The organism is Kribbella amoyensis, from assembly GCF_007828865.1.
Classification (GTDB): Bacteria; Actinomycetota; Actinomycetes; order Propionibacteriales; family Kribbellaceae; genus Kribbella; species Kribbella amoyensis.
Window position 1 is genome coordinate 1,143,325 of record NZ_VIVK01000001.1, and the last position, 13,192, is coordinate 1,156,516.

The window sequence follows — 13,192 nt, forward strand, 5'->3', positions numbered from 1 at the left end:
GCCTTTCACATCGAGGTGCCGAGCAGGCCACGGGTGATCTGGAAACCGATGTTGCCAGAGGCAACAGCCTTGGGGACCTGCCGGCGGCTCGCCACCGCGGCGATCGTGTCCAGGCCGGTCCGGGCCTGGTCGGCCGCGGCGCCGGCGGCCACCGCGTCGAGGTCGTCGCCGTACTTCGCGACCGTCTCCGGGTCGCTGCTGAACTGGACCACCGGGACGAACCGCTGGGCCGACAGCGTGCCGCCGCCGACGTGGGCGAGGATCTGCTGGACCCCGCCCGCGCCGAAGCCGGTCGCCGTCTCCATCCAGTCGGTGCCCGGCATCCGCATCACGTGCCAGCCCGGCTCGGCGAACCGCTGGCCGTGCGCGATCGTCGGCCCGACCTCGTCCGCCGTCCCGAACGCCGCGGTCCGGAAGCCCTCGTGACCGAGCAGGGCGCCACGCGAGGACAGGACGACCGAGCCGCCCGCGCCGACGATCTCCCGACCGATCAGGGCCAGCGCCTCGGCGGTCTCACCGGTGAGGGCGCCGCGGGCTTCGAGGGCGACCGTGAGGTCGCCGACGGTCCCGTCGATCTCGGCCGGTGCGGGCAGGTCGAATCCGGCGTACCAGTCGCGGACCCGGGCGGTGACGGCTTCGAGGCCGCCGTCGCCCTGGATGCTCGCCCAGCCGAACCGGGACGGGTCTTTGCCGGCCTCGACCAGGCGGGACCGGAAGTAGTCGTTGTGCGTCTTCTCGCAGCCGTGCTCGAGGAGCAGCGCCATCCGGGTGTTCGGGTGCAGCAGGTAGCCGAGCATGGTGCGCGCGAACGTCTCCTCCGACGCGCCGCCACTGCTCCCGCACCCCTCGGTGTGCGGCAGGGCGACCATCCGCGAGACGGCGTCGCCGGCCCACTTCTCCAGCTCGGCCTGGGCCGCGATCCGCAGCGAGATCTGCCCGGAGCACAGGCTGGTCGGGAGAATCAGGCCGACCTGCTCGGGGGCTTGCTTGCCGTCCGCGGCCAGCAGCTTCACCGGGGTCGGCTCGGCCGGGGCCGGCGTCCGGACCGGGAGCGGGAGCCCGTCGAGCGGGGCGTCCCGGTCCTCGGCCGGCAGGTCGGTGAGCTCGCGCTTGGTGCGGCCGTCGGTACTGATCGAGATGCCCTCGACCGGTCCGCTCTGCCGCCAGTTCCGCCAGATCGACACCTGGCTGTGCCCGGCCTTCTCGCCCGCGCTGCGCTCCCCCGACGCGACCCGGACGGTCAGGTCGAAGGTGCTCGCGGTCAGGTCGTCCATCGACGTCCCGGTCAGGTACGGCCCGGCGTTCACGTCCATCTCGGCTTCGAGCTGCTCGAACCGGGCGGTGGTGGTGACGAACTTCAGCGTCGGCACGAACGGGAAGTTGGTGATCGACCCGTTGCCGGTGGTGAAGAAGATCAGGTTGCAGCCGCTGCCGATCTGGCCGGCCACCGACTCCAGGTCGTTGCCGGGGCTGTCCATGAAGATGTACCCGTCGCCCGGCAGTGGTTCGGCGTAGTCGATCACGTGGTCCAGCCGGACCTCGCGGGGCAGCTTGCGGGCCGCGCCGATCGACTTCAGCACGATGTTGTAGAGGCCGCGGTACACGTTGCCGCCGGACGGGTTGCCCTCCGCGGTGTGCCCGTGCCAGCCGACCCGGTCCTTGAAGGAGCGGACCGTGTCGAGGAAGCGCCGCGCGGTGGCGAGGTCGCGGACGTTCTTCAGCACGTACCGCTCGGCGCCGATCAGCTCGTCGGTCTCGGCGAGGACCGCGGTACCGCCGTGCCGGATCACCTCGCGGCCGACGGCACCGGCGAGCGGGTTCGCCGAGATCCCGGAGAACGCGTCCGATCCGCCGCACTGCAGCGCGATCTTCAGGTCGGCCAGCGGGACCTCCTGGCGCTGCTGACCGTCGACCACCGGCAGCCACGGCTCGACCAGCGCGCCGGCCGTGGTCAGGTCGGTCTCGAACCCGGCGCTGCGGGTGAAGAACGCGTGCGGGACCTGGAGGTCCGGGTATCCCTGCTCGGCCATGAAGTCGCGGATCGCCTGGCCGGAGACCTGGTCCTCCTCGGTGTCGACGACGAGGACGGCGCCGACGTTCGGGTTCAGGGTGAAGCCGGCCAGGGTGGCGAGCAGGAAGTGCAGATTGTTCGGGGTGCCGGACTCGCCGCCCTCGGTGTGCGCGACCGGGACGACGCCGTCACCGGCCGCGGCGCCCTCGAACCGGCGGGCCAGCTCGGTGACGAAGCCGCTGCTGCGCGAGCTGGTCGCCATCAGCACGACGTGGTTCCGGGTCCCGGCCGGGCCCTGGGCGCGCGGGTACCCGAGGAAGGTGCCGGGCTGCTCGACCGAGGTGACCTGCCGGCCGAGGTTGAGCGCGTTCTCGTCCAGCTCGTACGGGTCGAGGGCGGCGTTGTCCGCGGACGGCTCGGTGGGCAGGCCCTCCACGCCGCGGGCCGTGACGGCGGCCAGGCTGGTCGGCGTACAGACGTAGTCGCCGATCACCAGGTCGCGCCGGGCCCGGGCGAACGGGGTCTGCCAGGACGTGATCACCTCGCCGGCCCGCACCGGGCGGACCACGATGCGGTGTCCCTCGAGCACGGTGTGCGGCAGGGTCACCGCGGTACCGTCGAAGTCGACGACCGTCCCGGCGGCGAGACGGCGCGAACAGATCGCGGCGTTGTCCTCGGGTTCGGGAAGGACCCCGATGTCTTCGAACCTCAGCATCCGTCAGCGCCCTCTCCTGGGCCGGTCGCCAGCCGCCGAACGGGCGGACTGCTGGCTGGACGGCCACAAATCGTGCATGATGCATGATTACGAGTGCCACCCTGCCTAATCCGGCGGGCTGGGTCAAGGCCGCGCCCGCTGGGTGGAAGTGGCCGGAAACGGTCAGGGGAACCCCTGCCGACGTCAGTAGGAGACGCCGATGACGGAGACCGTGGAGCCGCAGGACCGGCGGCTGCTCCGGCGGCAGATGCTCGCCGACGACGTGTACGAGGCGATCAAGACGATGCTGATGGACCACGCGATCCGGCCCGGCGCGCGGATCTCCATCGACGGCCTGGCGCGGGACTTCCAGGTCTCGTCGACGCCGGTCCGGGAGGCGCTGGCGCGGCTGGAGTCCGAGGGTCTGGCGGTGAAGGAGCCGCTGAAGGGGTACCGCGCGACGCCGCTGCTCAGCAAGGACGAGTTCGACGACCTGTACCGCTTCCGCCGGCTGCTCGAACCGTGGGCCGCCCGGCGTGCCGCCGAGCTGATCGACGACGAAGGGCGCGACCGGCTCACCGCCGAGCTCGCGACCGCGGCCGAACCGACCTCGGTGGACTACGCGGGGTACAAGTCACTCACCGCGCACGACAACCGCTTCCACCTGCTCATCGCGGCTCTCTCGGGCAGCGAGCAGGTCCGCTCCGCGTTCGAGCGCACCCACTGCCACCTGCACATCTTCCGCCTGCACTTCGACCGCGACATCGGCCCCGAGGTCCTGCTCGAACACCGCCAGCTCGTCGCCGCCATCACCTCGGGCGACCCCGACGCAGCCGAAGCGGCGATGACCCAGCACCTGATCAACTCGATGTCCATCCGCCTCCGCAAGGTCTACGACTGACGGACCTGCCGGGCGGCTACTCCTTGGCTTTGGCTGATTTGGGGGTCGGGGGGACCTGGAGGACCTCGACGATGTCGATGCCGAGCATGTCGAGGTGGTTGAGGATGCCGGCCAGGGCGGCCTGGTCGTCGAGGTGGCCGTGCAGGACCGTTTGGGGCGGTTCTTTGTCGGCTTTGAGGGTCGGGAACGCGTCAGTCAGTTCCCGGGACAAGTTGCCCTTCACCCGAATGACGTAGTGACCCATCGGATCCCCTTTCACAGCCCCTCGCGAACGACTGTGCTGCTCCGGATCGCGCCGGGCATCACCCTTCCTGGGGGACCGGGGCCGCGGCCGGTCGCGTGACAATGCGATGAGCGGGGTCCGATGGCGGTGGGAGACGCGATGGCGGAAGCAGCGGAACGGCACTCGCGGCCCGGCGAGGTTCGTTCTTCGGACACCGCCGGCGCGATCTACGGCACGATCGCGTCGATGGCCGTGATCGCCGCCGGAGCCCGGGACGTCGCGGTCGACAAGTTGCTGTGGGTCACGCTGGCCACGCTCGGTGTCTTCTGGGTGGCGCACGTGTACGCCGACACCCTCGCCCACCACCTGCGCGGGGCCAAACACATCGACCTCAGCGCGATCCGCCGGGCGATGGCCGAGGAGTGGCCGCTGGTCACAGGACCCTTGCCTGGCTTGGTTTTCCTGGCCCTCGGTGCGACCGGGCTGTTCGCCGACGACGTCGCGATCCGGCTCGCGCTGTGGTGCGGCGTGGTCCAGTTGTTCGGCTGGGGGATCTCGCTCGCGCGCCGGCAGAACTGGTCCTGGCAGATCGCCCTCACGGCCGGTGCGCTGAACGCCTTGCTGGGGATCGCGATCGTCGTGCTCGAGGTGGTCATCCACTGATCGGCGGCTCACCCGCATCGGGGGAGGCCCGTCCCTGGGCGCGGCGAAAGGCTGGCACGGACCGGAGGAGGAGGGGGTTGTCGTGGACCAGGAGAAGATCATGACGATGCTCGAGGACCTGCGCGGGGTCCCGAGTGTCGAGCTCAAGATGAACGTGCCCGCGGATCAGCGAATGTCGTTACGGGGCTTGCGTCTCGATCCGCTGCAGGGCCAGATCCGCGAGGTCTTCTTCTTCGACACCCCGGATCTCACGCTCTACCACAACGGCGTCGTGCTGCGGGCCCGGCGAACCCAGGGCAAGGTCGACGACACCGTGGTCAAGCTGCGTCCCGCGGTCCCGGCCGAGTTGCCGGAGGAACTGCGGTTGTCGAAGAACCTCAAGGTCGAGATGGACGTCGTGAAGGGCGCGTACGTGGTCTCGGCGTCGCTGAAGGGCAAGCGGCCGCCGGGATCGGTCCGCGAAGCGATCGGCGACGGCGGTTCGATCGAGCGGTTGTTCACCAAGGAGCAGCGCAGGTTCTTCGCCGACCACAAGCCGGCCGGCGCGGACTGGAACGACGTCCTCCCGCTCGGCCCGATCATCGTCGTGCTGCTGAAGTCGTTCCCGGAGGGCTTCGACTGGCGGACCACGATCGAGCAGTGGAACTACCCGGGCGAAATGCCGCTGCTGGAGATGTCGATCAAGACCGAGCCACAGGGCCTGATCGACGCGGTGGTGGACTGGCGGGCCTTCGTCCGCAAGCACGGGCTGACCGCGACCGGCCCGCAGGAGCCGAAGACCCGGCGGGCACTGGAGTACTTCGTCAAGTACGTGCCGAAGCCGGAACCGGTCGGTTGAGATGGCGGGCTATCCACCGATCGCCGACCACGGGCTGATCGGAGACCTGCAGACCGCTGCCCTCGTGACGACCGACGGCACCATCGACTGGTACTGCTGCCCGCGGTTCGACTCGCCGAGCGTGTTCGGCGCGTTGCTGGACCAGGAACGTGGCGGCCGGTTCAGCATTGCCCCGGTCGGCGACTGCACGACGAAGCAGCTGTACTTCCCGGACACCGCGGTGCTGATCACCCGGTTCATGACGCCCGACGGTGTCGGTGAGCTGATCGACCTGATGCCGGTCGACAACCCCGGCGAGGTGACCGACCGGCACCGGATCGTCCGCGGCATCAGGTGTGTCCGCGGCACGATGCGGTTCACCCTCGACTGCGCGCCACGGTTCGGCTACGGCCGGCAGGACCACGAGGTCGAGGTCACCGACCAGGGCGCCGTGTTCCGGACGCACGGACTCGAGTTGACCCTGCACGGCCCCTCCGGTCTGGAGCAGCGTGGCAAGGACGTGCACGGCGACCTCACCCTCCAGGCCGGCCAGCTGGTCGGGGTGATCCTCGAGTCCGCCGCCGACGGACCGCCCAGGACCCCGACGGCGACGGAGCTGACCGTCCTGGCCGAGGACACCGCGCGGTACTGGCGGGAATGGCTCGCCACCTCCAGGTACCGGGGTCGCTGGCGGGAGATGGTCAACCGGTCGGCGATCACGCTCAAGCTGATGACGTACGCCCCGAGTGGCGCGCTGGTCGCGGCGCCGACGACGGGGTTGCCCGAACAGGTCGGCGGCGAACGCAACTGGGACTACCGCTACACCTGGATCCGGGACGCGTCGATGTCCGTGCACGCGCTGCTCGGTCTCGGGTTCACCGACGAGGCGGCGGCGTTCCTGCGCTGGATCAGCGGCCGGGCCGCCGAGCAGGTCGGCAAGACGTCCGGGCCGTTGAAGATCATGTACCGGATCGACGGGTCCTCGGACCTGGACGAGGACGTGCTCGACCACCTGAACGGGTACGCCGGGTCACGGCCGGTCCGGGTCGGCAACGGCGCCGCCGACCAGCTGCAGCTGGACATCTACGGCGAGATGCTGGACGCGGTCTGGGCGGCCGACCAGCACGGGCTCCGGATCGGCCACCCGGCCTGGACCAAGCTCAGCGAGGTGACGGACTGGCTCTGTCAGCACTGGGACCAGCCGGACGAAGGTGTCTGGGAGACCCGGGGTGGCCGGCAGAACTTCACCTACGGACGGCTGATGTGCTGGGTCGCGCTGGACCGGATGGTCCGGCTGGCCCGCGAGCACGGCCGGCCCGCGGACCTGGAGCGCTGGGAGCAGGAGCGGGACCGGATCTACCACCGGATCATGGAGCGGGGCTGGAACGCGGAGCGGAAGGCGTTCACCCAGCACGACCGGACCGACGTGCTGGACGCGTCGCTGCTGATGATGCCGCTGGTCGGTTTCGTCGTCCCGCACGACCCGTTGTGGCTGTCGACGCTGGACGCGATGAACGACGAGCTGGTGTCGGACAGCCTGGTCTACCGGTACAACCCGAGCGCGTCGCCCGACGGGTTGCGGGGCGGCGAGGGGACGTTCTCGATCTGCACCTTCTGGTACGTCGAGGCGCTGGCCCGGTCCGGCCGGCTCGAAATGGCCCGGTACGCCTTCGAGAAGATGTTCACCTACGCCAACCACGTCGGGTTGTACGCCGAGGAGGTCGGGCTGACCGGTGAGCAGCTCGGGAACTTCCCGCAGGCTTTCACCCACCTGTCGCTGATCAACGCCGCGCTCGCCCTGGACGCGGCGCTCGACCGGACCGGCGGTCAGCTCGAGGTCCGGCCGGAGATGGAGGCGCGGCTGCGCGGCGCTTCGAGATAGCTCGGGGAGGGGTCGTCACGGCGGGGACGGCGGCGCTTGGCCGTCGTCCCCGCCGGACTTCCTGCGGACGCGTTGTTCGACCCGGCCGCGGAGCGTGGCGGTGAGGATCGAGACCAGCGCACCGACGAACACGACGTTGAAGAACAACTGGACGAGCACGACGACGCGGGCGACCTGACCGGCCGCATGGATGTCGCCGTACCCGACCGTGGTCATCGTGGTCAGGGTGAAGTACAGCGAATCGGTCCGGGTGTCCAGGCCGGCGATCTCGCCGGGCCGGGCCTGCTCGAGCAGGTAGAACCCGTAGGCGAACACCACCACGACCATCTCGACCAGCAGCACCAGGCTCTGTACCGCGACCTCGGTCCCGCCGAACATCTGCTTGCGGACCTGGCTGGTGATCGCCCAGGCCAGCAGCACCAGCGCGGCGATCGTCGTGGCCAGTCCGACGAAGAACCGGCCGTTGGTGGTGAACCCGCTCGGGATCGTGTAGTAGATGACCATCAGGCCGACGAGGGCCGCGATCGGCCGACGCCAGCGAACGGCGATCACGGCCGGTCCCCCGTGCAGCCTGGTCCCCGGCGTCGAGTCACGGTTTCAGGATCGGGTCCGGGGCCGCGGTCCACCCTCACCCGCCCTGGATGAGTCCGCGGCCCGGCGGCTCGCCTAGTGTCCTGACAGCGCGTACCCCGGGGAGGACTCCGATGGGCGAGGTCTGGGCCGGTACCGAGAGCGCGGGATGAACCGCGGCTGGGCCGAGCGGCCCTGGATCCGGCGGATCGAGTCCCGGCTGCGGACCAGTCTGGTCTGGCGGATCATGGTCGCGACGGTCGAGATCCGGGTCTACGACCGCGCGTTGACGATCGCCGGCAAGGCCTTCATCGCCCTGGTCCCGTTGATGATCGTGGTCGCCACGGTGGTCAGCAACTCGGACGCGCAGGCCGTCGCCGATTTCCTGATCAGCCGCTTCTCGTTGACGGGCGCGTCGGCGGACGCGGTCCGTTCGTTGTTCGGCCGGCCGCCCTCGGTGTCCGGTGGGCTGACCCTGCTGAGCGTGCTCACCGTGCTGGTGTCGGCGAGCAGCTTCGCCCGGTCGGTCCAGCGGACGTACGAGGTCGCCTGGGAGCTGCCCGCGCGCGGAATCCGCCGGACCCTCGACGGTATCCAGGGCGCGCTGCTGCTCCTGGCCGCGCTGGTCGCGCTCGCGTACGTGGCGAGCCTCGCCGACGAGTTGCCGGGCGGCCTGATCGTCTCGTTGGTGGTGCAGACGTGTGTCGCCGTTCCGGGCTGGTGGCTGGGGACGCGGTTGCTGCTGAGTCGCCGGGTCGCCTGGCGGCTGTTGCTTCCGGGTGCCGTCATCAGTGCGTTGGCGCAGGTCCTCGTCAGTGCGGCCGGTGCCGTCTACGTCCCGCACCTGATCGAGCGGAACGCCAACCGGTACGGCGTGATCGGTGTCGCGATCGCGTTGATCTCCTGGCTCGTCGTGCTCTCGCTGCTCGTGGTCGCCTCGGCCGTGGTCGGTGCGCAGCTCGGCGCCGCCCTCGCTCGGCGGAACGAGGCACAGACCGAAGCAGAGCCGCCGGAACCGGCAGAGGACCAGCAGGATCCGCAACCGTCGGTCGACGACTGAGCGCGCGGGTCAGGTCGTACAGGCCGGGATGCCGCCGGTCACGCCGGTGCGGAACGCGGAGATCCGTTCCTGGACGTCGCCGTGGTCGCTCTGCTTGGTCCACGGGTAGTCGTCCGCGACGGCCGCCAGGGTCTTCGCCAGCTCCTCGGGATCACCGGGCTCGATCGTGATCAGGCCTTGTTTCGCGGCGCCTTCGAGGGACGCGCCGGCCAGGCAGTCGGCCTGCAGTTCGGCCTGGACCGACACCAGGTCGTCGTTCAGCCGGGCCTGGATCGCGTGTCCCCACTCGTGCGCGATGATCAGGTACACCCAGGCGTCGCCGATCTGGTTGTACCCGGCGGCCATCAGGTCCTCGTCCCAGGCGAGGTAGTCGCCGGGCTGGCAGTAGTAGGCGTTGAAGGGGACCGACGGCTCTCCACCGCACGGCGGTCCATCCGTGCCGGTGTACCCGCCGGCCACCCGCGGCGGCCGGTACGCCTGGTTGAAGGCCTCGGGGAAGTTCGTCCGCCAGTAGGCGCCGATCGCCTGGACGGCCTCCTTGGCGTCCTGGTTCATCGCCGCCCGATCCACCTGGCCGACCGTGCCCGGCGTCGACGGTTCGGACGGCGGGGACGTGGTGGTCGTCGTGGTCGGCGGTGCGGTCCCGCCGCTGGATTCGGTGCCGGTGGAGTCGCAGCCGAACAGGAGCAGCAGGACGAACGGACAGGCGAGCGCGGCCAGCTTCCTCATGAGGGTCCTCCGGACGGCGGTGGTTCGGCGGGCGCGTTGGCGCGCTGGAGGAAGTCCGACAGCGGGCCGGGCAGTTCGGCCGGCCGCTCCCCCCAGTCGTAGACCACCGCGGTCCCCGCGATCAGGTCGTGCAGGGCGCGGTGCTCCTTCTGGAAGATGATCGGCAGGAAGCCGATGAAGAAGAACACCACGCTGAGCGGAAACACACACACCCGCAGGAACAACCGCCCGGTCCGCGCCGTCCGCCCGTCGGCGCGGACCACCCGCAGCCCGACGACCCCTTTGCCCGGGGTCCGCGCGGTGATCGCGAGCGAGGTGAACGCGTAGACGAAACTCCACACCACCAGGCCGACGGTGGCCAGCGGCGCCGACGGGTCCCGCCGGAACGACTTGTCGAAGAACGCGGTCGTCAACAGGTCGAGCCCGGCCAGTCCGAGGGTGAACGTGACGAAGATGAGCAGGAGGTCGACCACCCCGGCCGCCGCCCGGCTGACCGCGCCGGCGTAGTGACCGGTGACGGTGACCCGGCCGGTCATGCCTCCTCCAGTTCGTGCAGGTACTCGGGGGCGTCCGGCTGTTTCCTCGGGTCCCGGCGGAGCAGCTTGTTGACCACCCGGTCCAGGACCGTGTCCAGGCCGGCCAGCTGGCGGCGGGCCAGGTCCAGCGCCGAGCCGGCCATCCGGCTGGTGCTCTCGGCAACTATCTCGGGGACGCCGGAGCGCCGGACCACGGCCTCCAGGTCGACCTCGCGGACGACCGCGTCCACGTCGACCCGGCCGATGATCCGGTTCACGTCGATCCGGTCCGCGACCCGGTTCACGTCGACGCGGACCAGCACCCGTTCCAGGTCGATCCGGTCGATCAGCCGGTTCACGTCGACCCGGGCGAGCACCCGGTCGAGATCCACCCGGGCCAGCAGCCGGTTCAGGTCGATCCGCTCGACCAGGGCGTCGACGTCGACCTGTTCGAGGATGAGGTCGACCGGGACGGTCTCGACCACCCGGCCGGTGACCTTGCCGGCGATCCGGCCGATCAGCCGGCCCGCGCCGCCCGTCGTGTCGACCTCGGTACTCATCGCGGTCGCCCGGTCCGGACGCAGCGGAAGCCGAGGTGGCTCATCCCGGTGTCGACCATCTGCGGCCGCCGCGCCGCCGGCCGGTACCGCAGGCAGTAGCTGTCGGCACACAGGAACGAGCCGCCCTTGATCACCTTGCGCGGGATCCGGAACTGCGGCTGATCCGGATCGAGACTCGCGGTCGCTCCGTCGATGGACGTACAGCAGGAGTGATCGTGGTCCGCCTCGGTCTGGTACCAGTCGCTGGTCCACTCCCAGACGTTGCCGGCCATGTCGTACAACCCGTACCCGTTCGGCGGATACGAGCCGACCGGCGCCGTGGTCCCGTACCCCGCCTCCGGCCGCCAGGGGAAGTCGCCGTGCCAGTAGTTGGCCAACCGCTGCCCGGGTCGTTCGGGATCGTCGCCCCACACGTATGTCGCGGAGTCCAGACCCCCGCGTGCCGCGACCTCCCACTGCGCCTCGGTCGGCAACACCGCGCCGGCCCAGTCGCAGTACGCGAGCGCGTCGTCGTAGGCGATGTGGACGACCGGGTGGTCGGCCCGGTGGTGGACGTCGGACCCGGGTCCCTCCGGCCGTCGCCAGGACGCGCCCGGGGTCCAGGCCCACCACTGACTCAGGTGCCGCAGGTCGACCGGTCCGGGGGTGCCGGTGAACACCATCGATCCCGGGACCAGGTTCTCCTTCGGTGCGCCCGGGAAGTCGGCCGGGTTCAACGGCCGCTCGGCCACCGTGACGTACCGGGAGTCGGCCACGAACTCGGCGTACTGGCGGTTGGTCACGGTGTACGGGTCGATCGCGAACGCCTCGACCCGGACCTTGCGGAGCGGGCGTTCCTCGGCATAGTGCTGGTCCGAGCCCAGCGCGTAGATCCCACTGGGAACGTGGACAGCGGGCTGAGCTGGAGCGCGCGCCGGCGACATCGCGGATTCCGCTTCAGTGGCCGGTGGTGAGGACGGCCTCGAGTTTCTCCAGCGCCTGGTCGATGGTGAAGGTCGCGGCCCGCTGCCGAGGGGGAAACTCCTGGAACGAGGCCAGGAAGTCGGCGATCACGGCCTGGGCGGCCAGCACCAGGTAGGCGTTGTCGACGAACCAGTCGTAGTAGCTGTTCGACGTGATGTCGGCCCGTTCGTACGGGTCGGTGCGTAGGTTGAACAACTTCGGCAACCGCAGCGGGACGAACGGCTCGGCCCAGACCTGCAGGGTGCCCTCGACCCGCTGTTCCATGAAGACCAGCTTCCAGTTGTCGAACCGCAACGCGACCAGGTCGCCGTCGTCGGAGAAGTACACCATCCCCTGCCGCGGCCCCTTCTGCTCCGCGCCGGTCAGGTACGGGAGCAGGTTGTACCCGTCGATGTGGACCCGGAACGTGTGCCCGTTCGCCGCGTGGCCGTCCTTCAGTTCGCTCACCACGTCCGGATCACCGGCGGCGGCCAGGAGGGTGGGCAGCCAGTCGTGGTGCTGGACGATCTCGTTGGACACCGTGCCGGCCTTGATCCTTCCCGGCCAACGGACCACCTCCGGGACCCGGAACGCGCCCTCCCAGTTGGTGTTCTTCTCGCTCCGGAACGGGGTCATCCCGCCGTCCGGCCAGGTGTTCATGTGCGGGCCGTTGTCGGTGCTGTAGACGACGATCGTGTCTTCGGCGATGCCGAGTTCGTCGAGCTGGTCGAGCAACCGGCCGACCAGCAGGTCGTGGTCGATCATCGTGTCGTGGTACGGCGACTGCCAGCGGCCCGCCTGCCCGACACTCTCCGGTTTCGGGTGTGTCCGCAGATGCATGTGCGTCGTGTTCACCCAGGTGAAGAACGGTGTCCCGCTCTGGTGGGCGCGCCGGTTGAAGTCGAGCGCGGCCTCGACGATCTCGTCGTCGATCGTCTCCATCCGCTTCTTGGTCAGCGGACCGGTGTCCTCGATCCGCTGCCGGCCGACCCGGCCCCACCGCTCCTCCTCGGTCTCGTCGTCCTTGTCGGTGGCCCAGCAGTGCAGTACCCCGCGGGGGCCGAACCGGTCCTTGAACCGCGGGAAGTCGGCCGCCGGTGGATAGTTCGGCAGCTCCGGTTCCTCCTCGGCGTTGAGGTGGTAGAGGTTGCCGAAGAACTCGTCGAAGCCGTGCACGGTCGGCAGGAACTCGTTGCGGTCGCCGAGATGGTTCTTGCCGAACTGCCCGGTGGCGTACCCGAGCGGCTTGAGCAGGTCCGCGATCGTCGGGTCCTCCGCCTGCAGCCCGACGGTGGCGCCCGGGATGCCGACCTTGCTCAGCCCGGTCCGGTACACGCTCTGCCCGGTGATGAAGGACGCGCGGCCGGCCGTACACGACTGCTCGCCGTACGAGTCGGTGAACCGCATCCCCTCGTCGGCGATCCGGTCGATGTTCGGCGTGCGGTAACCCATCAGGCCGCCGGTGTAACAGCTGAGATTCGCGATCCCGATGTCGTCGCCCCAGATCACCAGGATGTTCGGCTGCCGCGGGTCGGCCATGGTCGGCTCCTCTGGGTGTCCGGTCCGTCTGCCGACCACCTTCGTGGGCCGCGGACCGCGCCGGATCACCCGCAGCGGGGGATGAA

The 13,192-nt window shown here is 70.1% G+C and carries 13 protein-coding genes; 5 read left to right on the forward strand and 8 right to left on the reverse strand.

Going from position 1 to position 13,192, the window contains the following annotated elements; all coding sequences use genetic code 11:
• Positions 1-5: 5 nt before the first annotated feature.
• The gene (locus FB561_RS05530; RefSeq protein WP_145803692.1) at positions 6-2,726 is read right to left on the reverse strand and encodes a UxaA family hydrolase; all 2,721 of its coding nucleotides are present in this window, start codon (positions 2,724-2,726) and stop codon (positions 6-8) included.
• 199 nt (positions 2,727-2,925) lie between these two features.
• Here FB561_RS05530 and FB561_RS05535 point away from each other — a divergent pair, with 199 nt between their 5' ends.
• Positions 2,926-3,606, forward strand: coding sequence for a GntR family transcriptional regulator (locus tag FB561_RS05535; RefSeq protein WP_145803694.1), 681 nt, complete (start codon positions 2,926-2,928; stop codon positions 3,604-3,606).
• A 16-nt stretch (positions 3,607-3,622) separates the two neighbouring features.
• On the opposite strand, the gene FB561_RS05540 is transcribed toward FB561_RS05535, so the two are convergent.
• Complete coding sequence (locus tag FB561_RS05540; RefSeq protein ID WP_145803696.1) at positions 3,623-3,850, reverse strand: hypothetical protein; 228 nt, start codon at positions 3,848-3,850, stop codon at positions 3,623-3,625.
• Positions 3,851-3,988: 138 nt separating this feature from the next.
• On the opposite strand from FB561_RS05540, the gene FB561_RS05545 reads away from it, so the two are divergent.
• The 3 genes from FB561_RS05545 to FB561_RS05555 all read left to right on the forward strand — a co-directional run bounded on the left by FB561_RS05545 (position 3,989) and on the right by FB561_RS05555 (position 7,191).
• Positions 3,989-4,492 (forward strand): hypothetical protein, encoded by a 504-nt coding sequence (locus FB561_RS05545; protein WP_145803698.1) that lies wholly within the window; start codon positions 3,989-3,991, stop codon positions 4,490-4,492.
• Between the two features lie 82 nt (positions 4,493-4,574).
• Positions 4,575-5,330: a CYTH domain-containing protein gene (locus FB561_RS05550; RefSeq protein WP_145803701.1), complete on the forward strand. Its 756-nt coding sequence runs from the start codon at positions 4,575-4,577 to the stop codon at positions 5,328-5,330.
• A gap of 1 nt (position 5,331) precedes the next feature.
• The gene (locus tag FB561_RS05555) at positions 5,332-7,191 is read left to right on the forward strand and encodes a glycoside hydrolase family 15 protein (RefSeq protein ID WP_145803704.1); all 1,860 of its coding nucleotides are present in this window, start codon (positions 5,332-5,334) and stop codon (positions 7,189-7,191) included.
• A gap of 15 nt (positions 7,192-7,206) precedes the next feature.
• Here the strand turns inward: FB561_RS05555 and FB561_RS05560 are convergent, their stop codons facing one another.
• Complete coding sequence (locus tag FB561_RS05560) at positions 7,207-7,743, reverse strand: potassium channel family protein (RefSeq protein ID WP_145803706.1); 537 nt, start codon at positions 7,741-7,743, stop codon at positions 7,207-7,209.
• Positions 7,744-7,930: 187 nt separating this feature from the next.
• Between FB561_RS05560 and FB561_RS05565 the strand changes: the two genes are divergently transcribed.
• Positions 7,931-8,821, forward strand: a complete 891-nt coding sequence (locus FB561_RS05565; RefSeq protein ID WP_145803708.1) for a YhjD/YihY/BrkB family envelope integrity protein — start codon at positions 7,931-7,933, stop codon at positions 8,819-8,821.
• Between the two features lie 9 nt (positions 8,822-8,830).
• Here the strand turns inward: FB561_RS05565 and FB561_RS05570 are convergent, their stop codons facing one another.
• The 5 genes from FB561_RS05570 to FB561_RS05590 are packed head-to-tail and all read right to left on the reverse strand — an operon-like array spanning position 8,831 to position 13,106.
• Positions 8,831-9,550 (reverse strand): neutral zinc metallopeptidase, encoded by a 720-nt coding sequence (locus tag FB561_RS05570; protein ID WP_145803710.1) that lies wholly within the window; start codon positions 9,548-9,550, stop codon positions 8,831-8,833.
• Positions 9,547-10,086 (reverse strand): RDD family protein, encoded by a 540-nt coding sequence (locus FB561_RS05575; RefSeq protein ID WP_145803712.1) that lies wholly within the window; start codon positions 10,084-10,086, stop codon positions 9,547-9,549. Before FB561_RS05575 ends, FB561_RS05570 begins: the two co-directional genes overlap by 4 nt.
• A complete protein-coding gene (locus FB561_RS05580) occupies positions 10,083-10,625 on the reverse strand; it encodes a hypothetical protein (protein WP_145803714.1) in 543 nt (180 codons plus the stop codon). The genes FB561_RS05575 and FB561_RS05580 overlap by 4 nt, the downstream gene beginning before the upstream one ends.
• Positions 10,622-11,548 (reverse strand): formylglycine-generating enzyme family protein, encoded by a 927-nt coding sequence (locus FB561_RS05585; RefSeq protein WP_145803716.1) that lies wholly within the window; start codon positions 11,546-11,548, stop codon positions 10,622-10,624. Before FB561_RS05585 ends, FB561_RS05580 begins: the two co-directional genes overlap by 4 nt.
• A gap of 13 nt (positions 11,549-11,561) precedes the next feature.
• A complete protein-coding gene (locus FB561_RS05590; protein ID WP_145803718.1) occupies positions 11,562-13,106 on the reverse strand; it encodes an arylsulfatase in 1,545 nt (514 codons plus the stop codon).
• Positions 13,107-13,192 lie beyond the last annotated feature (86 nt).